The sequence below is a fragment of the Streptomyces phyllanthi genome, assembly GCF_009377205.1.
Classification (GTDB): Bacteria; Actinomycetota; Actinomycetes; order Streptomycetales; family Streptomycetaceae; genus Streptomyces; species Streptomyces phyllanthi.
The window spans coordinates 17,309-40,246 of the sequence record NZ_VJZE01000028.1; the positions used below are offsets into that span (position 1 = coordinate 17,309).

Below are 22,938 nucleotides of genomic sequence, written 5' to 3' on the forward strand. Positions count from 1 at the left end.
CTTCATGACCCGGGTGCTCGTGATCGACGACGAGCCACAGATCGTGCGCGCGCTTGTGATCAACCTCAGAGCGCGCAATTACGAGGTCGACGCGGCGCACGACGGCGCCACCGCGCTTCAGCTCGCCGCCGCCCGCCACCCCGACGTGGTGGTCCTCGACCTGGGTCTGCCCGATATGGACGGTGTCGAGGTGATCAAGGGCCTGCGCGGCTGGACCCGGGTTCCGATCATTGTGCTGTCAGCCCGGCACACCTCCGACGAGAAGGTCGAGGCGCTCGACGCGGGCGCCGACGACTACGTCACCAAACCCTTCGGCATGGACGAGCTGCTCGCCCGGCTGCGGGCAGCCGTCCGCCGCGCCGAGCCCACCGGCGGCGGCGAGGACGACGTCGTCGTGGAGACCGAGGAGTTCACGGTCGACCTGGCCGCCAAGAAGGTCAACCGCGGCGGCGCGGACGTACGGCTCACGCCGACCGAGTGGCACCTGCTGGAGGTGCTCGTGCGCAACACCGGCCGCCTGGTCAGCCAGAAGCAGCTGTTGCAAGAGGTCTGGGGGCCCTCGTACGGAAAGGAGACGAACTACCTCCGGGTCTACATGGCGCAGCTGCGCAGGAAGCTGGAGGCGGACCCGTCGCATCCCAAGCACTTCATCACGGAGCCGGGGATGGGGTATCGCTTCGAGAGGTGAGGCGCGAGGGAAACCAGTACAGGGAAACCGGTACAGGGAAACCGGTATGTGGCGTCAGTCGGTTGGCCAACAACCGGGCAACAGTCGTCCCGTTTTGCTGGAGTCGGAGCGGCGCGGGATGTGAGGGTGAGGCGCATGAAGTCTCGTACCGCCTTGCCGGTCTTCGCTGTCTGCGCCGCCTGCGTGGTGCTCGCTCCGCTCGCCGGATGCGGTGGTGGCGGAACGGGCGACGAAGCCCCGGTGTCCGGCGCGCCCGCCGAGAGCCGGGCGCCGACCGGCACGAAGACGTCGAACGGCCGCGTCCAGGAGACCTCCGTTCCGGTGCCCGGCGCCCCCGCGGAGAGCCGGGCGCCCGCTCCCGGGAAGGGGTCGAAGGACCCCGACGACATCAACGGCGACGGGTATCGCGACTTCGTGGTGCCCGTCCCCGGCGGTGAACGGGTCGCCGTGCTCTACGGCTCGGCGAAGGGACTCGACCCCTCGACGCGCACGGTCCACAGCCGCCGCGACCTGGGCCTGCCGGAACGGCCGGAGGAAGCGGCCGAGAGTAACCCGCTCGCCCCGGAAACGGTCGCCGACCTGGACAGCGACGGCTTCCCGGACTTCGTCACGACCGTCATGGGCGAGAGCGTCGAGGAGCAGGGGTACTCCACTGTACGTACCGTCCCCTACGTGACCTGGGGCGGACCCGACGGGCCCAGGGCGAGGGCCGGGGCACCCCAGGTACGGCTGCCGCAGAGCGCATCGAAGATGGGCCTGGAGTCCGTTGAGCGCGGCGACTTCGACGGGGACGGGCACCACGATCTCGCGGGCATCGCGAAGAACCGGTCGTCCCTGGTGGTGCTGTACGGCCCGTTCACCCGGTCCGGCGCTCCGGCTCGCACCAGTACCGACCTTCCGTTGACGGAGGGCAGGCTTGTCGTGGACGCCATCGACCCGTCCGGCGAGCCGCGCGCGACCTCCCTGCTGCTTCACGAGCCAAACGACGGTGAGCAGTCCGGCAACATCCTCTACCCGGCCCGCCGCGGCACCGGCCTGTCCACGAACGGCAAGCAGCTGCGCGAGGGCAACGCTCGCGCGTTCGGTGACTTCGACGGTGACGGGCTGCGCGATGTGGCAGTCGGGGATGACGGCGGCCGCAACGACGAGCCCGGTTACGAGACGGAGGAGCCCGAAGTCGCCGGATCGCTCGCTGTGTACCCCGGCAGCGGCGGCGAACCGGTCACGTACCGACTGCCCGAGGTGCCCGAGGGGGCGGGCACCGACTACGGGCCCGGCGGTTTCGTGGCCGCCGACCCGGACGGCGACGGCCGTGACGGCATCCTGGTCGCCACGTACGAAGGTGCCACCCTCATCGACGGCGACAGGCGCACCCCGGTCCAGCGCAACGTGCGGAAGGGACCTGCGAAATGGCGCCACACCCGGCCCGCAGGGGCCGCCGATTTCAACGGTGACGGCAAGGACGAGCTGATCCTCAACTGGGCGGCCGGCACCCTGTTCGGCCTGTACGGCCTGGACCCCACGCACTGGTGGATCACCGACGGCACGACCTCCCGGGACACGGCGTCCTTCGCTGCGGCGGGCCTCGCTCAGCGCTCCTAGGGCCCCCTTGTGAGCTTGATCGGTCTTGTCGGGGATGGTGCGACGGATGTCGTGTCCGGCAACGGCTCGCCGCAAGTTTTCCCTCGATGGCATGTGACGTGTGCAACAACGGCATGTCGCGGGCTCCCTCGAGCGGGTTGGCGTGATCATGGCAGCATGACCCATATGAGCCGCCGCACAGTGCTGGCCTCCGCCCTCGCGACCGCCGCCGCGGGAACGCCAATCGTCACCGGAGTCGGGGCGACCGCGGCGCATGCCGCCGGCGAGGACGACCTCTACATCTCGAACACCGACCTCTACACCCAACTGGCCGGGCGGGAGGGTACGGACTTCGGCCGTCGCTACAAGCGGCACCAGATGCTGGACAGCGATTTCTCCGGGAGATCACCGTTCCATCGCACGACCGTCATGGCCCTGCACGGCGGCGGTATCGAGATCGGCACCTCCGAACTCTGCCTGGGCATAGCCGGGTACGACCCGAAGGACCTGTCGGTCTGGACCCCGGACGGCGGACCTGTCCACGACTACTGGATGTTCGAGGGCCTCCTTTCCACGGGCAACAGCAAACTGCACGTCACCTCGAAGAACTGCGACGACCATGTCGCCCGCTCCATGGCCGCGAGCAGCCTCAACGTCCTGAGCCTGCACGGCTGCAAGGAAGAGCAGGCGGGCGCCCCCATGTCCGTGGTGGTCGGCGGACTCAACGCCGACTTCAAGACGTACCTGCACGACGAACTGCGGGCTGCCGGTTTCAACACCATCGACGGATCCACCAAGCCGGACCTCGCGGGCGTCAACACGACCAACCCCTGCAACCTGACCATGCTGGGCAAGGGCGGGCAGCTGGAGATCACCACCGACCTGCGCCAGAGCCTGTTCGGCGACTACAGCAGCCGTACCGCGCGCGCCGGGACCGCGACCTCCGACGCCGACTTCGTCCGCTTCACCGGCGCCTGCCGCAGAGCGATAGCCCTCCTCGAGGCACGCGCCGACCAGCAGATCCTCTGAGCTTGCCGTTCAACGTCCTGACCTGCGGCTCTGGGCCTGGCGGCGCGGTGTTCCACTGCGCCGACGGTCGGTCACTGAGGGGCCCCGGCGATACGGATGTCAGTTCTGGCAACCGCACCCCGATGCCCTCTTGGCCTCGGTGACGGTCAGAGCGGGGTCGACCGCGGTCTCGGCCGGAGCGCAGCAGGCGTTGACGCCACAGCAGGCGTCGGTCGACTCCGCTGTCGAGCGGAGCCGAGAGCTCGGGGGAGGGCCGGGGTGATCTCGACGTCGGTGAAGCCGGCGGTCTCCAGGCCCGCACGGTATTCGGCGAAGGACAGCGCGCCGGCGATGCAGCCGACGTGGTCGCCGCGCCCGGCCCGCTGCTCGGGGGTGAGGGTGTCGTCGGCGACGACGTCGGAGACGCCGATGCGGCCGCCGGGCTTCAGCACACGGAAGGTCTCGGCGAAGACAGCGGGCTTGTCGACGGACAGGTTGATCACGCAGTGTGCCCGGTCTTCCCCGGCAAGCGGTACCTGGACTGGCAGCTCGACGACCCCGCCGGTCAGGGCGTGGACGCCGTCCGGCCGATCCGGGACCGGATCGAGCAGCGGGTACGCGGTCTGCTCGCAGATCCGGGTGTCCCGGCCACGGCGTGATCGCGTTCCGCCCCGAGTGCCGGGATGGAGCCTGAATCGGCGGACGGACCGGAGAATCCAGTCCGTCCGCCGGTCGGGAAACGAACAGCGGCGTCAATCCGTCAGTTGAGCGTCCACTTCTGGTTGCTCCCGCCGTTGCACGTCCACAGGTCGATCCTGGTCCCGTTGGCGGTGCCGTTGCCGACGGCGTCGAGGCAGAGGCCGGACAGGTTGTTGGTGATGGTGCCGCCCGAGTTGACGGTCCACTTCTGGTTGGTGCCGCCGTTGCAGTCCCAGATGATGACCTTCGTCCCGTTGGCCGTGCCGTTGTTGTCGGCGTCGAGGCACTTGTTGCCGTAGACCACGAGTTCGCCGCGTGACGTGGCGGTGAAGGTCTGGTTGTGTCCGCCGTTGCAGTCCCAGAGGGCGAGCTGGGTGCCGTTGGTGATCGAATTCCTGGCGATGTCGAGGCAGCGGTTGGAGCCGGCCCCGATGATCTCGTTGCCGTTGGTGCCCGCGAGGTTCTGAACGAGTACGGCGTCGAGGTTGGGCGACCAGCCGCCGCTGTTGGAGAACTTCATGGTGTTGGCGCCCTTGGCCATGCCGACCAGCACGGAGACGGTGCCGGGAGTGGTCCAGGAGCCGGTCGGCGGGAACGAGACCACCGTCGGCTGCTGGCCGTTGACCTGGAGCGTCGCCGTACGGGCGGTGTTGTCGCCGTTGACGTAGGCGATGGTGGCGAGCTTCACGCCGGAGGTTGGGGCGTTGATGTTGTTCAACGTCAGCGTGTTGGCGGAGCCGTTGCCGATCCAGCCGACCAGCGAGCCGCCCGAGCAGTTGGCACAGGTGCCGGTGGCGGCGGTACCGGCAAGAGTGCTGGACGAGGACTCCGCCTCGTAGGTGGTGCCGGAGACCTCGGTGCCGGAGACGGTGAGCAGTACCGCTTCGCCGGCCGGGACGGAGGCGGTGTAGCTCGTGGCGGAGCTGCCCGCGTCGGTCGCCGTCCATACGTTGCGTACGGAGGCGGAGGCCGTGGTCAGGCCCAGGTCTGCCCAGCGTGCGGTGATGGACGCGGCGGAGGAGGTGCGGTTGAGCAGCAGCACGGCACGCTTGCCGGTGCCCGACAGGACCTTGCTGTAGACCTGCAGGCCCTTGGTGTCCTCGGCGACCTTGACGCCCTGGAGGCCGCGGGGGTCCTGGTCGATGGCGATGACCTCGGAGTTCTTGAGGATCGACGCGGTGGTGGAGCTCATGGTGGTGAGGTTGTTGCCGGCCAGCAGCGGGGCACCGGAGATCGCCCACAGGCTCATGTGCGTGCGGTTCTGGGCGGCGGTGAAGCCGTTCATGCCGACCATCAGCATGTCGGGGTCGTTGTAGTAGCCGGTGTGCTGGGACGACGGGTGCAGCGCCTTGTCGAAGTTGGCCAGCATGTTGGCCGTGGACGGGCTGTTGCCCCAGAAGATGATGTCGGTGCTTGTACGCCACATCGGCGCCGTTCCCGGGGCCCAGTTCCAGGGGTTGCCGGTGCCCCACTCGCAGAACGACAGGACCAGCTTGCGGCCGGTGATCGCGGCCGCGGCGTCGTTGGCGGCGCTGATCGCCTTGTACGTGGTCTCCTGGTCAAGGCCCTCGGCGTTGCCGCCGCACCAGTCGATCTTGACGAAGTCGAAGCCCCACTCCTGGAAGGTCTGCATGTCCTGCTGGTAGTGGCCCTCACTGCCCGTGTTGGGCGCCGCGGGCCTGGTGGTGGGGAAGTAGTAGCCGCAACCCTGCTTGCCCGCGTCGGTGTAGATGCCCGCCTTCAGGCCCTTGCTGTGGATGTAGTCGGCCATGGCCTTCATGCCGCCGGGGAACAGGCTCTCGTCGGTGACGATCTTGCCGTTGCTGTCACGGGCCCCCTGCCACCAGCCGTCGTCGATGTTGACGTACTTGTAGCCGGCTGCGGCCATTCCGGACGAGACGAGTGCGTCGGCCTGGGCCTTGATGGTGTTGTAGTCGATGCTGCTGGCGAAGCTGTTCCAGGAGGCCCAGCCCATCGGTGCCGGCGGAACCGCGACCTGGTTGGTGGTCACCGCGACCGGCTCGGTCCGGCCGAGGTCCGCCGACGGTGTCCGGCCACCGCCCATGGCCAGCAGCGCGGCGAGAGCCAGGCCGAGGACCAGCGCCTGGACGGCGACAGGTCTTGTCCAGTGGGTCAAGGCGGTTCTTCCTGATGACACGGAATCAACCCTTCCTTCATGAGAGTCAACGACATCAAAAGCGGACATGGGTGAGGAACCTGTTGCAGGCGTGGGCAAAGAACGCGGAATTCGTCGAGCCGGGTCGGCGGGCATCCGGCAGCCGTACGGCGGTGGGTGTCGCTGCCCTGTCCGGCCGCGGCGCACGCCGTCCGCGCCCGCATGGAATCGGCTCCCCGCGCTCAGGCCGGGTGGAACGGGGGGTACCGGTCAGTGAGCCCGGGACGCTCTCCGTGCGGGCTAATGTTACCGTTCACATTCTTGCTCCGTGGAACTCGGCGGCAGGCGGTATGGCAGTCGAAGGCGCGCAGGACGCGTACCAGGCGTGTTCCGAGGTGGATGCCTGCGGCTGCGGACTCCTGTGTGCCCCCGAGTCAGGTGTTAACACGCCGGTGAGGCAGGAGTAGTGTGAACGGTAACATTCGGCCCCGCAATACTCCGCGGGGAACTTTCTCCTGGCGTCCCGTCAGGCGAAGAAGATCATCGCCGACTGCGGGTACGGTATGGCCGTCGATCCCGACTCCGAATGGTGCCGTCATGGCCTACTGGGAGAAACAGGAAAGGTCCTCGACCCCCTCAACCAGCTCTGGATCGGCCGGCAGACCCTGAAGGAAGCCGCGGAGAAGGGGAGTTCCCGGTCCAACGCCGCCGTGACTGCCCAGCCAATACCGACGAGGAACCGTCCCACCATGCAGGAAGCGACCCCTGCCCCCCGCTCCGGCGGAGGACCGCAGGCTCCGAGGACCGTCAGTATCCGGGACGTCGCCGAGAAGGCGGGCGTGTCCCACCAGACCGTCTCCCGGGTCGTCAACGGCCACCCCCGGGTCAAGGAGTCGACCCGGGCTCGGGTCCTGGACGTCATCGCCGAGACGGGCTATACGCCCAACCGGATGGCCCGGGCACTGGCCGGCGGTGCGGTGCGCTCGGTGACCGTGCTGACCTCCGACACCTCCTTGTACGGCGCCTCGGCGACCCTGAAGGGCATCGAGGAGGCGGCGAGGGCGGCTGACTTCGCGGTCGGGATCAGCGTGCTCGACACCGGCTCGCCCCACCAGCCCGCGGATGTCGCGTCCCGGGTCAGCCGGCCGGGGGAGGCGGTGCTGGTGATCGCCTTCGACGCACCGGGTGTACGGGCATGGCAGGCACTGCCCGCCGGGTTCCCGGCAGCGGCGGCGGTGGAAAGGCCCGAGGACGGCCGCCCCGGTGACCGGCCCCAGCTCTGGCTGGACGACCGGGCCGCCGCCGCTCAGGCCACCCGTCATCTCCTGAACCTCGGCCACGAGACCGTGCACTACCTGGCGATCCCGTCTTCCACCTCCCGCAGCGGCCAGCGCACCGAGGGCTGGCGCGACGCCCTGCGGGTGGCCGGCAAGCCCCTCCCGGAACCGCTCGACGCAGGCTGGAGCCCCCGCTCCGGCTACCTCGCCGCCCGCTCGCTGCTGGTCGACCCCTCGGTCACGGCCGTGCTCTGTGGCAACGACGACCTGGCACTCGGCGTGCTCCGCGCGGCCAGGGAGGCGGGCCGTGACGTGCCGGACGACCTGAGCGTGGTGGGCTTCGACGACGCCCCCCATGCCGCCTACGCACACCCCGCCCTGACCACCGTCCGCCTCGACTTCGAGGGCCTCGGCCGGGGCTGCTTCGGCCTGCTTCACCGGCTCCTCGAGCCCGATACCGCCCCGGCCCTGCCGCTGTGGGCCGAGCCGGAGCTGATCGTGCGGGAGAGCAGCGGCCCGGCTCCGATACGGCGGGACCGGCGGGACCGGCCCAAGGACTGAACTCCTCGGCGCCATCGGTGACGCCCTTGGTGCCGTACCCGCAGGGGCGCTCCGGCCCGGGATCGTTGACCGCCAGGGCCGGGGCGTGCGGATGTCCGCTGATCTCCGCCGGGCGGAACCGCAGTGGGGCCTCGGGGGCTGCGCCGCCCGCCGGAGTGACGTAACCGGGTACGGCGTCGCCGTGGATGAGACGGAAGTCCTCTGGGCCGGCCACTGCCCCAGTTCCGGACGGGGTGCATCGATGTCTGGACGCGCCCTCCCGATGTCGTTGCGGCTGGTCGGTGAGGACGGGGAGCCGGTTTGCCGACGGGTGCGATCGCCGGCAGGAGGCGGCAACGACGACGCCTCGTCGTGGACCCGGCCCGGCCACCCCGGTTCGGAGCTCACGCGTTCATGACGCCAATGACGGCCGGTGTGCCGGTACGCCGGCTCTCCCGGTGACGCCCCGAAGGCTTCGCCGCGCGGCCGGCGTACCCATTGACCCGCCACCGACGCGGTCGCTCACCCCGCGATCGAGTCCAACTGCTCCGCCGCGGGCCTCAGCTCCCAGAGGTCACCGCCGGGCGGCGGCTCCAGTCGGGCCACCGCCGCCCGCGCCTCGGGATCCCCGGCGTCCGCCGCCGCGTGCACCACGTCGGTGGCCGCGTACCGGCGGAACTCCAGGTCCGGATGCGGCCACGGCGCGGCTCCGGAGGCGGCGGGCAGCAGGTAGTCGACTGCCTTGAACAGGCTTTGCCCGTCTGGCCCCTCGTACGACCACAGGTTCACTCCCACATGCCGTCCGACGGCGGCCAGGCGTGTGTGCGCGACCAGGGCGAACGTCGAGTAGTGCCAGCTCCGCGTCCGGGTGAGCTCCTGCGGCTGGCTGCCATCCGCGGCGATCTGCGGGTCGATGCGCCTGGCGCGGGCGTCGAGGACGATCCGGCGCGTCAGCGCCCGGTCGCCGGTCGCGTGGGCGAGAGCGGCGAGTTGCATGTCGTAGAAGGTGCCGTGGTTGTTCTTCGCGGCGCCTTCCTCCTTGCCGAAGGCGCTGTTCATCAGCCAGTCGCGGAAGTCGACGTTCCACGCGCGCATCGCGGAGCGGTCCTGACGGGTCCAGCCCGGGGCCCCCGTGTCGAGGATCGCGATCGCGTCGAGGACGCTGGTGAAGGACTGCGAGAAGTCGATGATGCCGATCGCCCGGCCGTCGTACTTGCAGGGGATGAACTGGGCGTGGTTCAGGTGGGGGTTCATCCGGGTGGCCGGGTCGAGGAACCAGGTGCGCAGCACCGATGCGGCCTTCTCCGCGTACTTCCGCTCGCCGGTGTAGTACCAGGCGAGGGAGAGGTCGTACGTGGAGTCGAAGACCTTCTCCACGTCCTGGCGGTCGGTTCCGGTGTCGACCTCCGGATTGCGCTCGCCGTCGCGCTGGACGTACGGGCAGCCCCAGGGGTTGTCGGTGGTCCCGGGCTGCGAGGGCCACCAGTACGGGGCCTGGCTGAGGTAGTCGTGGACGTCACCGCCGGGCGCGGGCCGCGGCTTGTCGACGACGGTCCAGGGCCCCTTGTCGAGCCAGGTGTCGGCGCGTGTCGTCAACTGCCCGAGGGTACGTCGCAGTCGCTGATCGCCGCGGTCGAGCCGGAGCTTCGTCTGCTGCAGCCGCACGCCGTCGAGGACCGTGGTCCTCGGGATCCCCGGCGCCTGGTGGGCCGAGGCGGTGGGGAGGACGACCGCCGTGAAGGTGGCGACCGCCACCAGCAGGGCGGCGAAGCGAGGTCTTGCACTCATCGAGCTCTCCAATCATCCATGTGAACGGAGTTCATGAGAAAGACCGCGTGAGCGTAGGGGCAGCTGGTCGACGGTGCAATGCATCACATGCAACACGTAGTGGTTCATGGATGCGTCGCTTGGCCACACAGGTGTTCAACCGGCGCACGGGTGCACATAGGAGCGAGCGGACAGCAAGCGACAGTGGGGCCGCGCCTGGGGCCGGCCGGGCGGGCAGGACGCCCGGTCCGAACCGCGTACGCCGCCGACGCGCGGTTGTCAGTGGCGGGTGTCACGCTGATGTGACAAGGACCTGCGAAAGGGAACTGCCGTGATCACCACTGACCTCACTCCCGGCTCCCCCTGCTGGCTCGACCTCGGTGCCCCCGACGTCCGGGCCGCCGCGGCCTTCTACAGCGCGGTGCTCGGCTGGGAGTACCAGCCCATGGGCGAGGGGGAGGACATGGAAGGCGGGATGTTCCAGAAGGACGGCAAGACCGTCGCCGGGCTCGGCAGACTCACCGAGGAGGGTGCGCGCTCGGCCTGGATGATCTACTACAGCGTCACCGACGCCGACGCCACGACCCAGGCCGTGCAGCGCGCGGGCGGCACGGTGCGGGTGGCGCCGAGGGACCTCGACGACTGGGGCCGGATGGCGCAGTACAGCGACCCGGCGGGAGGCCAGTTCGCCGTCTGGCAGGCGGGGAGGAACACGGGCTTCGAGCTGGCGGACGAGACGGGCTCGCTGTCCTGGACCGAGCTGTACACGAGCGACGCCGCGGCCTCCAAGGAGTTCTACGGCGATGTCTTCGGCTGGCAGTACGGCGACATGGAGCTGCCGGGCGGCGGAGGCACGTACACCCTCATCACCCCCGCCGGGCTTCCCGAGGAGCGCATGCAGGGCGGCCTCATGGAGGTCAGCAAGGACGACCTCGCCCTGACGCACGGGCGGCCGTACTGGCACCCGGTCTTCGCCGTCGCCGACTGCGACACCGCCGTCACCAGGGTCACCGAGAACGGCGGCAGCGTGCAGATGGGACCGGAGGACGCGGAGGGCGTCGGTCGGCTGGCCGTCTGCCTCGACCCGTCGGACGCGGACTTCGTGGTGCTCACCCCGTCGCGGAGCTGAGCCCCTTCCCACGCGTCCGCCAAGGTCAGAGGCCGTGTCGGCATGGTCCGACACGGCCTCTTGACCATTCCTGGTACCCCGACAGGACCGTCTAGTCCTGCGTGAGCAGATACGCCCGCTCCGGGTCGAGGCTGACGTCGACATTCGTGCCTTCCGCCAGCGCCTCCCGCGGGTCGACGCCCGGCTCGGTGACCGTGATGGTGCCGCCGGTCGTCTCCACCTCGTAGTCGATCGTCGGTCCGTGGAAGGTGGAGCGGAGCACCACACCCATGCCGGTGCCGGCGTCGGTGACCGCGGACAGCCGGACCGTTTCCGGGCGCACCATCAGGTACGCGCCGGTGGCCCCGGCCGTCACCTTGGGATGCGCGGCGACGGTGAGCTGCCGCCCGAGCACGGTGACGGTGACCCCGCTGCCGCCGACCCGCTCGGGCACCGCCTCCAGGAAGTTCGCCCGGCCGATGAAGTCGGCGACGAACACGCTGGCCGGCCGGGCGTAGATCTCGCCCGGTGCGGCGGCCTGCTCCACCCTGCCCTTGTTCATCACCACGATCCGGTCGGACATGCTCATCGCCTCGTCCTGGTCGTGGGTGACATAGATGCTGGTGATGCCGAACATCTTCTGGATGCGCCGGATCTCCGCCCGCATCGCGTCCCGCAGCTTCGCGTCCAGATTGGACAGCGGCTCGTCGAACAGCAGGACCTTCGGCTGCACCACCAGGGCGCGGGCCAGCGCCACCCGCTGCTGCTGGCCGCCGGACAGCTCGTGCGGGCTGCGGTCCTCGAGACCGACCAGGTTCATGCTGGTGACGGCCATCCTCATGCTGGTGGCGATGTCGTCGCGAGTACGCCGCTGCAGCCGCATCCCGTAGGCGATGTTCTCCGCCACGGTCATGTGCGGGAACAGCGCGTAACTCTGGAACACCATCGCCATGGGCCTGCGCTGCGGCGGTATGCCGTCGATGGCCCTGCCGTCGAGCAGGATGCTGCCGCTGGAGGAGTCCTCGAAACCCGCCACCATCCGCAGGGTGGTCGTCTTGCCGCAGCCAGACGGGCCGAGCAGGGTGATGAACTCCCCGGGCTCGACATCGAGCGAGACCCTGTCGACGGCGGTCACCGTGCCGGAGCGGCCGGTGAACCGCTTGGTCAGGGCGTCGAGCCGCAGATGTCCGCTGTCGGCCTCGCGCGGTGGCGCGGTGGTGAGTTCGGGCGCGGCGGCGGTCATGACTTCTGCCTTTCGGAGGTGGCGGTGCGCTGCAGGGCGGCGCCGGTGCCGACGAGGACGCGGATGAGCGCGAAGCCCGCCAGCACCAGTGCGGTCAGCACGGTGCAGTAGGCGAAGGCGACGCCGTACCGGCCCGTGCTGGCGGCGCTGAGGACCTGAGACGTGATGATCTTCGTCTGGGGTGTGACCAGCAGGACGATCGTCGAGACGGAGGTCATGCTGCGGGCGAAGCTGTAGCTCAGTCCGGTGAGCAGCGCGGGACGGATGAGCGGCAGGGTCACCCGTCGGAAGGTCTGCAGCGGACTGGCCCCCAGGTCCGTCGACGCCTGCTCGATATACGGGTGCAGCTGGGTGAGCGAGGCCACCGCGGTGCGCTGGCCCGCCGGGATGCTGCGGACGACGTACGCCAGGACGATGGCGACCGCGCCACCGGCGATGGCGCTACCTCCGACCAGGCTGGGGATCGCGTGGACCGGGCCGATCCACCGGTCCGGCCGGTAGGCCAGCACGAACCCGATGCCCAGTACGGTGCCGGGGACGGCGACGCCCAGGGTGCCGCCGAGGTCGAGCAGCCAGGCCGTGCGGTCCAGGTGCCGTACGACCAGCCAGGCGATGACCAGTCCGACGAGGCCGGCGACGGGCGTGGCGATGGCGGCGAACATGAGCGTGTCCAGCACCGCCTCGACCCCCACCCCGGCGACGACCTCTTCGAGGTAGTCGAGTGTGAACGTGTTGTCGATGCCGAAGACCCGCGTCATCGAGCCGACGATCACCGTGCCGTAGAGGCTGAGGATCACCGCGGCGGCCAGCAGAGCCAGCGCGTAGACCGGCCACCGTGCCCAGCCGGTGATCGGATGGACGCTGCCGGAGGGACGGCCGGTAATGGTCGTCCGCACCTTCCGGTTCATCCACCGGCGCTGCGCGAAGTACATCGCCAGCGACGGCACCAGCAGGATCACGCAGTAGACCGCGGCGCCGGTGACGTCGTACTCGCCGGTGACCGCCAGATAGGCGCGGCCGGCGAGGACGGTGTAGTCACCGCCCAGCACCAGCGGGTTGGCCAGGTCGGCGATCGCCTCGACGAACAGCAGCAGGAACGGGGCGACCAGACCGGGCGCCACCAGCGGCAGGATCAGCGTGCGCAGGACCTGCCACCGGGAGGCGCCCATGTTCATGGCGGCCTCCTCGAGCGCCGGGTCCAGGGCGCGCAGCATGCCGAGCAGCCCCAGGTACGCCACGGGGAAGAGCGACAGCGACAGCACGAACACGAGCCCGTCCAGGCCGTAGATGTCGTACTCCACACCGAACACGCCGTTGCTGATGACACCGCGCCGGCCGTACAGCACGACCGTGGCGGTGGCGATCGCGAAGGGCGGGCTCACGATCGGCATCAGCGCGATGACGTGCAGGATCTTCTTCCCCGGCACATCGAGCCGGGCCTGGACGAACGCGAACAGGAAGCCGAGCGCCGTACCGCAGAGGCCGACGAGAGTGCCGAGCACCAGAGTGTTGCGCAGGACGGCGAGGTCGACCCACGAGGTGAAGAACTCCGTGTAGCGGGGCAGCGCGTCGGGCGAGAACGCGGTGGCGAGCACCGCGACCAGCGGTACGACCGCGCCGATCGCCACGAGTACGGCGACGGCGGCGATCAGGCCCCGGACGCCCAGGTCGGACCGGCGGCGCCGCGGCGGAGCCGCCACCTCGGGGGAGGTGGACGGCCCGCTGTCGGTGAGCGTCGTGGTCATGACTTCGGGGCCTGCGCGACTTCTTCGTCGAACCGCTTGGTCAGCGCCGGCTTGGCCTCTCCGGCCTCGACCGCGTCGTAGTCCACGACCTTGATGCCGTCCAGGTCAACGACCTTGTCCGACACCTCGGCGTCCGGGTGGGTCGGGAACTGGTACGCCTTGACACCGGGGCCGATCTCCTGGGCCTCGGGGGTGAGCGCCCAGTCGACGAACTTCTTGGCGCTCCCGGGGTTCTTCGCGCCCCTGACCACCGCGATGCCGCCGGTCTCGTAGCCCGTGCCCTCGGACGGGAAGGTCACCTCGAGGCCGGGGAAGCCGGCCTCCTGGGTGGCTATGCAGTCGTGGGAGAAGAGGACGCCGACGGCGACCTCGCCACGTGCCGTCATCTGCGCCGGCGCCGAGCCGGACTTGGTGTACTGCAGCACGTTCGGGTGGAGCTCGCGCATGTACCTCAGCGCCTGGCTCTTGTCCCCGTCGGCCAGCTGCACCTGCGTCCACAGGGCCGTGTACGCGGTGCCCGAGGTGGACGGATGCGCGATGCCGATGTCCTTCTTCAGCTTCGGGTCGAGCAGGTCGGCCCAGGACTCCGGGGCCTTGAGCCCTTTCTCCTCCAGCAGTTCCTTGTTGCTGCAGAAGCCCAGCGCACCGACGTAGACACCGGTCCACAGACCTGAGGGGTCCTTGTACTTGTCGGGGATGGCTTTGGCGTTCGCCGACAGATAGGGCATCAGCAGGCTCTCCTCGCCCGCGGCGGCGTACCCGTCGGCGGGCCCGCCGTACCAGACGTCGAACTCGGCGTTGTCCTTTCCGGCCTGGATACGGGCCAGCGCCTCGCCGCTGGAGAGACGGACGAAGTCGGCCTTCACCCCGGTGGTCTTCGTGAACTGCTCCGTAGTGGCGGCGCACCACTCCTCGGTCGCCCCGCAGGCGACGTGCACCACCCCGCCGTCCTTGTCGGCGGAGACGTCACCGGCCTCGCGCGCACAGCCGCTCGCAGCCGCGACGACCACGGCCGCCAGCGCCGTCGTCAGTGTTGCGCCACGGCGCGCCCGTCTTCTCTTTGTCACGACTGTCACGACGTTGACCTCCGCATATTCGAGCCTGAACCGGCTCGGCCGAGCGATGTTGCGGCAACATTAGGAGCGTGTGAACGGGGCGCCGGTGACGGCGCAGTGAGCCCCGGTAACAGCGCTGTCACCCGGCGGGCGGCCCGTCCGGCTCGTCGGCCGGACCGCTCTCCGGGGTGTCGTCCGGCAGGTCTGGCATCAGATAGCCGACCCCGCGCAGCGTGCGGATGTACGCCGAGCCGCCCGGCACCGCCGCCAGCCGCGACCGCAGCCGGTACACCGTGGACTTCACCACGTCCCGTCCGCCCAGCAGGTCGGTGGTGCCCCAGACCTCCCGCAGCAGGTCCTGCCACGACTGTGGCACCCCTCGCCGGGTGGCCAGATGGGTCAGCAGTTTGAACTCCGTGAACGGCAGGTCCAGCCGGTGGCGCGCCAGGGTCGCCGACTGCGTCACCGGGTCGATCACCAGATGGCCGACGCGGATCACCGCACCGCCGCTCCTGCGGTGGCGGCGCACCAGCGCCTGGGCGCGGAGCGCCACCTCGCGCGGGTGGAACGGCTTGGTCACATAGTCGTCGGCGCCCTGCTCCAGGCCGGCGATGACATCGTCGTGCTGGGACAGCGCGGTGAGCAGCATGACCGGAACCTCCGACCGGGCCCGGATCCGCCCGCACAGCGTGAGCCCGTCCATCGTCGGCATCATCACGTCCAGCACGACCAGGTCGATGGCGCGGGTGCGCAGCAGGTTCAGCGCGGTCGCGCCGTCATGGGCGGTGAGCACCGTGAACCCCTGGGTCTGCAAGGCGAACTCGATGATGATCGTCATCTGCGGCTCGTCGTCGACCACCAACGCGGTCGGCCCTGCCGCCGCCGTCTCCGCCGGACCCGTCATGACGCGTCGGGCAGGGTCAGCAGGAACGTCGTCCCGCGCGTGGACGCGGTGTGCACCATGATCTCGCCTCCGTGCAGCTCCACGACGGTCTTCGTGATCACGAGACCGAGGCCCGTTCCGTCGGCCAGTGGCCGGCCGGTGGCGAAGCGGTGGAACAGCCGGTGCCGCTCGGCCCGCGTCATACCGGCACCGTCGTCGGTGACGTACACCGCGACACCGGAGTCTATGAGGGCCACCCGGACATCGATGCTGCCGCCCGTGGTGGTGAAGCGGCTCGCGTTGGACAGCAGGTTCGTCAGCGCCTGCGTCAGCAGCATCGGGTCCGCCGGGATGCGCGGCATCACCTGGGGCACGTCCAGGCTGATCCGCTGCTCGCGCTGAGCGCACAACGGCCGCATCGCGGTGACGACGTCCCGCGCCACGACCGACACGTCCACCTTCTCCATGCGCGGGGTGAACAGGCCCGCCTCGATCTTCGCCTGGATCAGCAGGCTCTCGCACAGGGAGGTGACCTGGGTGGACTGATGGGCCGCGACCTGAAGCAACCGCTCCTGGGCCGAGGTCAGCGGGCCCGGAGTCCCTTCCCGCAGCAGATCCACCGCGCCCTTGATCATGCTGAGCGGTGTACGCAGCTCATGACTGAGCGCGGTCACCTGTTCCGCCCGGCGTTCCACCAGGTGCTCCAGCTGAGCCAGCTCCGCCACCCGGGCCGCGGCGGTCCGGCGCATCCGCAGGAACGTCAGCAGGGCAGCGGCACCCGCACCACCGAGTGCTGCCACCGTCAACCACCAGACGGTGACCATGGCCCGATCCTCCTCAGGGACCGCCGGCGCACGCGGGGCGAGACGGTCCCGTGCATTGTGCATGGCCGCAATCGCCACGACAAACAGTTCGCCACCCGGCTCCGCAGGGGATCTTACGGGTGTTTTTATGCGATATGTACTTGATGTTGCTCCATGTGGTATTTAGCGTTCGCCGGGAGAGAGGTGTTACGAGGCGCGAGTCCCGTGCCACCGTCCCGGAAACGAGGTGTGGAGCGCGTGCACGTGAGGTGCGGCTGCCGGCCGATTTCGGGGAAGAAGGGACGTCCCGGGCGTCAGAGGGGGACACGACGGCTGCGGATGTTCGCCGTCCTGCCGTTGCTGGCGTCGCTGCTCGCCGCCTGCGGCGGTGACGAGGACTCCGGCCCGCCCACCCTGAACTGGTACAACTTCCCCGACGACTCCGGTGCGCTCCAGAAGGCGGCCGACCGGTGCAGCCAGGCCTCGGGCGGCCGCTACAGGATCAGCTACAACAAGCTCCCGCGCGCCGCCGACGGCCAGCGCCAGCAGATGGTCCGCCGGCTCGCCGCCGAGGACAGCTCGCTCGACATCCTGGGCCTGGACGTCACCTGGGCCGCGGAGTTCGCCGAGGCGCGCTGGATCCGCGAATGGACGGGGACGGCGAAGCAGCAGGCGATCGAGGGCACCCTGGCCGTACCGCTGCAGACCTCGACCTGGAAGGGAAAGCTCTACGCGGTCCCGTACAACACCAACACACAGCTCCTCTGGTACCGCTCGGACCTGGTGCCCACCCCGCCCACGACCTGGGCCCAGATGCTGGACATGGCCCGCGACCTCGACCGGCAGGGCAAACCGCACTACGTGGAGATCCAGGGCGCCCAGTACGAGGGCCTGACCGTCTGGTTCAACACACTGATCAACAGCGCGGGCGGCTCCATCCTCAATCCGAGCGCCACCGAGCCCTCCCTCGGGCCCCCGGCCGTGCAGGCCGCCACCCTGATGCGCGACGTGGCCACCTCCGTGGCCGCGGACCCCTCCCTGTCCAACCAGATGGAGGACCAGAACCGCCTCGCCATGGAGTCGGGGGTCGCGGCGTTCGAGCTCAACTACCCGTTCGTCTATCCCTCGATGAGGACGAACAACCCGGAGCTGTTCAGGAACTTCCGCTGGGCGCCGTACCCCCGGGTCGACGCCGACCGCCCCGCACGGCCCACCATCGGCGGCATCGACCTGGCCGTGAGCGCCTACTCGCGCCACCCCGATCTGGCCTTCGAAGCGGCCCTGTGCCTGCGCAACCGGGAGAACCAGCTCACCGCCGCGCTCGAAGGCGGCCTGCCGCCCACCCTGCGCGCGCTCTACGACGACGCGGCGTTCATCAAGGAGTACCCCTTCGCCAAGGAAGTGCTGGCAGCCCTGGAGTCGGCGAGCGTGCGCCCGCTCACTCCGGCCTACCAGAACATCTCGATCGCGATCTCCCACACGCTGTCCCCGCCGTCCGGGATCAACCCGGTGAGCTCGGTCGACACCATCAGGGAACAGATCGACGAGGCCCTGCGATCCGAGGGTGTGATCCCGTGAACCACCACGTCCCGCACCACTTCACCGGCCCGCGCCCCGGTGCTCGGGCCCTGTCCCCGGGCGGCCGACGATGAGCATGCAGGCGGAACCGGCCGGGGCCCCGCCGCCCCCCGAGGCGGAGCAGGTCCGGCAGGGCAAGGCGGCGATCTCGGCGGGCGCCCGGCAGGAGCGGCGGCTCGGCTGGCTGCTCTGCGCACCGGCCGTCCTGGTCATGCTCGCCGTGACCGCCTACCCCATCGGGTACGCCGTCTATCTGTCCCTCCAGCGCTACGACCTGCGCTTCCCGGGACAGGCGGACTTCGTGGGCCTGAGCAACTACGGGGCGGTCCTGTCCTCCTCGTTCTGGTGGGACGCCTTCTGGGTCACGCTGTTCATCACCGCCGTTTCCGTGGCCATCGAACTGGTCCTCGGCATGGGGCTCGCCCTGGTGATGCATCGCACGATCTTCACGCGCGGCGTCGTCCGTACGTCGGTCCTCGTCCCGTACGGGATCGTCACCGTCGTCGCCGCCTTCTCCTGGCAGTACGCCTGGACCCCGGATCTCGGCTACCTCGCCGAGCTGCTGCCCGAGGGCGAGGCCCCGCTGACCGAGCGGTGGTCCGCGCTGTGGATCATCATCCTCGCCGAGGTGTGGAAGACGACGCCGTTCATGGCCCTGCTGCTGCTCGCGGGACTCGCCCTGGTTCCCGAGGAGACCCTGAAAGCGGCCATGGTGGACGGTGCGACCGCCTGGCAGCGGTTCACCAGGATCATGGTGCCGCTGATGAAACCGGCCATCCTGGTGGCACTGCTCTTCCGCACGCTGGACGCGTTCCGGATCTTCGACAACATCTACGTCCTGACCCAGGGGGCCCAGGACACCGGCTCCCTGTCGATCCTCGGGTACGACAACCTGTTCACCGCGCTGAACCTGGGCATCGGGTCGGCGATCTCGGTCCTGATCTTCATCTGTGTCGCGATCATCGCCTTCACGTTCATCAAACTGTTCGGCGCGGCCGCACCCGGAGCGGAGGTGAAGCGCTGATGGCCGCCGTGGGAAGGACGCACCGCGTCCGCTGGGGTGTCGTCAACGTCGTGGTGGTGCTCTACGCCCTGTTCCCGGTGTGGTGGATCGCCGCGCTGTCGTTCAAGGACCCCGCCACCCTCACCGACGGCGACTACATCCCGAGGGACTGGACCTGGGAGAACTACAGCGGCATCTTCGACACCTCCGAGTTCACCCGCGCACTGGTCAACTCGATCGGCATCGCCCTGATCGCCACCGTGATCGCGGTCGCGCTGGGCACCATGGCCGCCTACGCGGTGGCCAGACTGCGCTTCCCCGGCAAGCGGGTCCTCATCGGCATGTCCCTGCTGATCGCGATGTTCCCCCCGATCTCGCTGGTGTCACCCCTGTTCAACATCGAGCGGATCATCGGGATCTTCGACACCTGGATCGGGCTGATCATCCCGTACATGACCTTCTCGCTGCCGCTGGCGATCTACACCCTGTCGGCGTTCTTCCGGGAGATCCCCTGGGACCTGGAGAAGGCCGCCAAGGTCGACGGGGCCACGCCCGCCCAGGCGTTCCGCATGGTCATCGTGCCGCTGGCCGCGCCCGGCGTGTTCACCACGGCCATCCTCGTGTTCATCTTCTGCTGGAACGACTTCCTGTTCGCGATCTCGCTGACCTCCACCGAGTCCGCGCGCACGGTGCCCGCGGCGATCGCGTTCTTCACCGGGAGTTCGCAGTTCCAGCAGCCCACCGGGTCGATCGCCGCCGCCGCCGCGGTGATCACCATCCCGATCATCATTTTCGTCCTGTTCTTCCAGCGGCGGATCGTCGCCGGTCTGACCTCCGGAGCGGTCAAGGGGTGACCGGGCGGCCGTGACAGACGGCCGCCGGCCCCCGGCACCGACCGCGACACCCGGACCCGGACCCGGAAGGCAAGAAGGCAAGGAGGCACCACCATGGCCGAGATCATCCTCGAGAAAGTCACCAAGCGTTTTCCCGACGGAGCCCTCGCCGTGAAGGACGTGGACCTCGCCATCGCCGACGGCGAGTTCGTGATCCTGGTCGGCCCGTCGGGATGCGGCAAGTCCACCACCCTGAACATGATCGCCGGGCTCGAGGACATCACCCACGGCAGCCTGCGTATCGGTGACCGGGTCGTCAACGACCTCGCGCCCAAGGAACGCGACGTCGCCATGGTGTTCCAGAGCTACGCCCTGTACCCGCACATGAGCGTCCGGGAGAACATGGGCTTCCCGCTGCGGCTGGCCAAGGTGGACAAGGGCACCATCAACGCCAAGGTCGAGGAGGCCGCCCGCATTCTCGACCTCACCGACCACCTGGACCGCAAGCCCGCCAACCTCTCGGGCGGGCAGCGCCAGCGGGTCGCCATGGGGCGGGCGATCGTCCGCGATCCCAAGGCGTTCCTGATGGACGAGCCGCTGTCCAATCTGGACGCCAAACTCCGGGTGCAGATGCGCACGCAGATCTCCCGGCTGCAGCGGCGCCTGGGCACGACCACCGTGTACGTCACCCACGACCAGACCGAGGCCATGACCCTCGGCGACCGGGTCGTGGTCATGAGGCAGGGACTGGTGCAGCAGGTCGGCACGCCCGCGGAGCTCTACGACCACCCGCGCAATCTCTTCGTCGCGGGTTTCATCGGCTCCCCGGCGATGAACTTCCTGAACGCCACGCTGGAAGACGGGGCCCTGCGCTCGCCCCTGGGCGACCTGTCTCTCGACGACCGTATGCGGCAGGTGCTGGAACGGCGGAACGCTCCCCGCGAGGTCATCGTCGGACTGCGGCCCGAGGCGTTCGAGGACGCGTCCCTGTCCCGCGACCGGGATCGGGGCGGGATGTTCCGGGGTGGCCCCGAGCGGCCCGTCTTCACCGCCACCGTGGACGTACTGGAGTCCCTCGGCTCCGATGTGTACATCTACTTCACGGCGGAGGGCGGGCCCGCGAAGACCGCCGAACTGGAGGAACTCGCCACGGACTCGGGTCTGCGGGACACCGGTGCCGAGGCCGGGCAGATCGTGGCCCGCCTGGACGCCGCCACACGCGCCCGTGAGGGCCACCCCGTGGAGTTGCAGATCGACATGAGCAAGGCCCATGTGTTCGACCCGGCCACCGGGGAGAACCTCACGCACCCGGACAGCACCGGGTGACGACGCGCCACTGAGCCGGCGTACTCCGGTCCGATCCGGTCCCGTTCGGTCCGGTCCGGTCCGTCCGCCGGCTCAGCGCGTGTACGGGGAGAGCCCGTACACGCGGCAGGCGTTCTCACGCCCCGTCCATCGGGCGATCCGGAGCGCGTCGGGCAGGCTCAGCTCGTCGGCGTCCACCCGGGACTGGAGCAGGTCCGCGAGGCCCTGCCGGAAGGACAGCGCGCCGAGCTGGTAGAACTCCGCCACTCCGTAGGCGTCGGAGCTGTGCAGCAGTTTGCGGAACGGGGTGATCTCCAGCGCCTCCTCCAGGACCGCCCGCGCCCGGGCGGGGCCGACGTGGTGCAGGGTCAGCCCGACGTCGAGGTACACCTGCTCGAACACCGCCGCCAGATAGGCGGCCTGCCGCTGGTAGGGCCAGCAGTGCAGCAGCAGGACCGGGACGGTGCCGGAGACCAGGTGCAGCCAGTCGGTGAGGTGGGTGGGATCCGAGCGGTGCATCCGGATGTCGCTGTCCCCGAAGCCGACGTGCAGCTGGAGCGGGAGCCCGAGATCCACGGCGGTCCACAGGAGATGGCGTACCAGGACCGGGTCGTCCAGGCGGGTCCCGGCCTGCCAGCGGGCGGCCGCCTCGGTGACGTCCGCGTCCGACGGGCGGCTCGGGTCCAGATCGAACCCCGTGCGGTAGGCGGCCACGGACTTCGCCGCCACCACGCCGGGCCGCTCCACGGCTTCCCGCGCGGCCGCGAGGAACGCGGCGGCGTACTCACCCGGCTCGACACCCCGGGCCACGACGGCCTCGGCGACACTCTCCAGTCGTACGACTTCGTATGCGACGGCCGGGGAGCCGGGGGCTGCCGATTGCCCGCGGGCGGGCGGTGCCCCCGGGACGGGCGGCCCTCCAGGAGCAGGCGGCGCCCCGGGGGCGGCGGGTCGTCCGGCGAAGGCCGGCGTTCCGGGGACCGGTGATCCTGCGCGGGCCGCTGCTGCGCCGGGGGCAGGCGGCTGTCCCTGTGCGGCCGGTGCCCCAGGGGCCGACGAAGCGTCGGGGGCGGCGGGTTGTCCGGCAGACGCCGGTGTTCTGGGGACTTGTGGCCCTCCGCGGGTCGGCGGTGCCTCAGGGGTGGGCGGTGCTCCAGGGGCTGGCGGTGCGTCGGGGGCGGCTGGTTCTCCGGCTGTCGGCGAGCCTTCAGGAGTGGGCGGTTCTCCGGGGGAGGCCGGTGTTCCGGGGACCCGCGGTCCTCCAGGGACGGGCGGTGCGCCGGCGGCGGGCGGTGCTCCGGGCACGGGCGGTCGGCCGGTGGTTGGCGGGCTCGCCGCAGCGGCAAGTTCCGCAGGTGTCGTGACGCGGTCCGGGGCGTATCCGGTGTCGACGCAGAACACGTCCGTGCCCGCGGCCGTGACGAAGCGTCGGTTCACCTCGCGCCAGCCCAGCTCGGCCCGCCGCGCCAGGTACTCGGCGGCCGGAGCGTGCCGAGGCAGGTCCAGCAGCGGAGCGCAGTGGCGGCGGATCGCCACGCCGACGGGGCTGTCGAAGGCGGAGACGCCGCTGCCCGGCCATGCGGCGCCCTCGGTGATGAGCGCCTCGAAGACGTCCGGGGCCAGGTCGGTCACGGCCACGCCGTGGCAGTGGTGGTCCACGAGCGCGAGCCGGGCGAGGGCCTCGTGGACGGGGCCGGGGCTGGGGG

At 69.9% G+C, this 22,938-nt stretch carries 16 protein-coding genes and 4 pseudogenes; 10 read left to right on the forward strand and 10 right to left on the reverse strand.

Annotation, left to right across the window (positions count from 1 at the left end; translation table 11 throughout):
* The first annotated feature begins 4 nt into the window (after positions 1–4).
* From FNH04_RS07015 to FNH04_RS07025, 3 genes are all read left to right on the forward strand, one after another.
* Positions 5–688, forward strand: coding sequence for a response regulator (locus FNH04_RS07015; RefSeq protein WP_152781427.1), 684 nt, complete (start codon positions 5–7; stop codon positions 686–688).
* Between the two features lie 135 nt (positions 689–823).
* Positions 824–2,290 carry an FG-GAP repeat domain-containing protein gene (locus FNH04_RS07020; protein WP_152781428.1) on the forward strand — a complete coding sequence of 489 codons (1,467 nt, stop codon included), beginning with the start codon at positions 824–826 and terminating at the stop codon, positions 2,288–2,290.
* Between the two features lie 156 nt (positions 2,291–2,446).
* Positions 2,447–3,298, forward strand: coding sequence for a poly-gamma-glutamate hydrolase family protein (locus FNH04_RS07025; RefSeq protein WP_152781429.1), 852 nt, complete (start codon positions 2,447–2,449; stop codon positions 3,296–3,298).
* A 99-nt stretch (positions 3,299–3,397) separates the two neighbouring features.
* Here the strand turns inward: FNH04_RS07025 and FNH04_RS07030 are convergent.
* A pseudogene (locus tag FNH04_RS07030) lies at positions 3,398–3,786 on the reverse strand (arsenite S-adenosylmethyltransferase); the annotation flags it as partial.
* On the opposite strand from FNH04_RS07030, the pseudogene FNH04_RS07035 reads away from it, so the two are divergent.
* Positions 3,787–3,936: pseudogene (locus FNH04_RS07035) on the forward strand (phosphotyrosine protein phosphatase); the annotation flags it as partial.
* A 101-nt stretch (positions 3,937–4,037) separates the two neighbouring features.
* Here FNH04_RS07035 and FNH04_RS07040 read toward each other — a convergent pair.
* Complete coding sequence (locus tag FNH04_RS07040; protein WP_228031200.1) at positions 4,038–6,041, reverse strand: lectin; 2,004 nt, start codon at positions 6,039–6,041, stop codon at positions 4,038–4,040.
* A gap of 800 nt (positions 6,042–6,841) precedes the next feature.
* On the opposite strand from FNH04_RS07040, the gene FNH04_RS07045 reads away from it, so the two are divergent.
* Positions 6,842–7,930, forward strand: a complete 1,089-nt coding sequence (locus FNH04_RS07045) for a LacI family DNA-binding transcriptional regulator (protein ID WP_152781431.1) — start codon at positions 6,842–6,844, stop codon at positions 7,928–7,930.
* A 501-nt stretch (positions 7,931–8,431) separates the two neighbouring features.
* Here FNH04_RS07045 and FNH04_RS07050 read toward each other — a convergent pair.
* Positions 8,432–9,697, reverse strand: a complete 1,266-nt coding sequence (locus FNH04_RS07050; RefSeq protein WP_152781433.1) for an alginate lyase family protein — start codon at positions 9,695–9,697, stop codon at positions 8,432–8,434.
* Between the two features lie 310 nt (positions 9,698–10,007).
* On the opposite strand from FNH04_RS07050, the gene FNH04_RS07055 reads away from it, so the two are divergent.
* The gene (locus FNH04_RS07055) at positions 10,008–10,805 is read left to right on the forward strand and encodes a VOC family protein (protein WP_322722690.1); all 798 of its coding nucleotides are present in this window, start codon (positions 10,008–10,010) and stop codon (positions 10,803–10,805) included.
* Between the two features lie 91 nt (positions 10,806–10,896).
* On the opposite strand, the gene FNH04_RS07060 is transcribed toward FNH04_RS07055, so the two are convergent.
* From FNH04_RS07060 to FNH04_RS07080, 5 genes are all read right to left on the reverse strand, one after another.
* Entirely contained in the window at positions 10,897–12,027 is a 1,131-nt protein-coding gene (locus tag FNH04_RS07060; RefSeq protein WP_152781437.1) for an ABC transporter ATP-binding protein, read from the reverse strand.
* The gene (locus FNH04_RS07065) at positions 12,024–13,772 is read right to left on the reverse strand and encodes an ABC transporter permease (RefSeq protein WP_152781439.1); all 1,749 of its coding nucleotides are present in this window, start codon (positions 13,770–13,772) and stop codon (positions 12,024–12,026) included. Before FNH04_RS07065 ends, FNH04_RS07060 begins: the two co-directional genes overlap by 4 nt.
* Positions 13,769–14,839, reverse strand: coding sequence for an ABC transporter substrate-binding protein (locus FNH04_RS07070; protein WP_322722691.1), 1,071 nt, complete (start codon positions 14,837–14,839; stop codon positions 13,769–13,771). Before FNH04_RS07070 ends, FNH04_RS07065 begins: the two co-directional genes overlap by 4 nt.
* A gap of 127 nt (positions 14,840–14,966) precedes the next feature.
* The gene (locus FNH04_RS07075; RefSeq protein ID WP_152781441.1) at positions 14,967–15,731 is read right to left on the reverse strand and encodes a response regulator transcription factor; all 765 of its coding nucleotides are present in this window, start codon (positions 15,729–15,731) and stop codon (positions 14,967–14,969) included.
* On the reverse strand, positions 15,728–16,534 hold the full coding sequence (locus FNH04_RS07080; RefSeq protein WP_194236585.1) for a sensor histidine kinase: 807 nt from the start codon (positions 16,532–16,534) through the stop codon (positions 15,728–15,730). The genes FNH04_RS07075 and FNH04_RS07080 overlap by 4 nt, the downstream gene beginning before the upstream one ends.
* A gap of 318 nt (positions 16,535–16,852) precedes the next feature.
* Between FNH04_RS07080 and FNH04_RS07085 the strand changes: the two genes are divergently transcribed.
* The 4 genes from FNH04_RS07085 to FNH04_RS07100 all read left to right on the forward strand — a co-directional run bounded on the left by FNH04_RS07085 (position 16,853) and on the right by FNH04_RS07100 (position 21,253).
* Entirely contained in the window at positions 16,853–18,091 is a 1,239-nt protein-coding gene (locus FNH04_RS07085) for an ABC transporter substrate-binding protein (RefSeq protein ID WP_194236586.1), read from the forward strand.
* A 70-nt stretch (positions 18,092–18,161) separates the two neighbouring features.
* Positions 18,162–19,115 carry a carbohydrate ABC transporter permease gene (locus FNH04_RS07090; RefSeq protein ID WP_152781445.1) on the forward strand — a complete coding sequence of 318 codons (954 nt, stop codon included), beginning with the start codon at positions 18,162–18,164 and terminating at the stop codon, positions 19,113–19,115.
* Positions 19,115–19,948: a carbohydrate ABC transporter permease gene (locus FNH04_RS07095; RefSeq protein ID WP_152781447.1), complete on the forward strand. Its 834-nt coding sequence runs from the start codon at positions 19,115–19,117 to the stop codon at positions 19,946–19,948. Before FNH04_RS07090 ends, FNH04_RS07095 begins: the two co-directional genes overlap by 1 nt.
* Positions 19,949–20,041: 93 nt before the next feature.
* Complete coding sequence (locus tag FNH04_RS07100; RefSeq protein WP_152781449.1) at positions 20,042–21,253, forward strand: ABC transporter ATP-binding protein; 1,212 nt, start codon at positions 20,042–20,044, stop codon at positions 21,251–21,253.
* A 72-nt stretch (positions 21,254–21,325) separates the two neighbouring features.
* On the opposite strand, the pseudogene FNH04_RS07105 reads toward FNH04_RS07100, so the two are convergent.
* Both FNH04_RS07105 and FNH04_RS47420 read right to left on the reverse strand, forming a co-directional pair.
* A pseudogene (locus FNH04_RS07105) lies at positions 21,326–22,090 on the reverse strand (amidohydrolase family protein); the annotation flags it as partial.
* Between the two features lie 474 nt (positions 22,091–22,564).
* Positions 22,565–22,938 (reverse strand): annotated as a pseudogene (locus tag FNH04_RS47420) (amidohydrolase family protein); the annotation flags it as partial.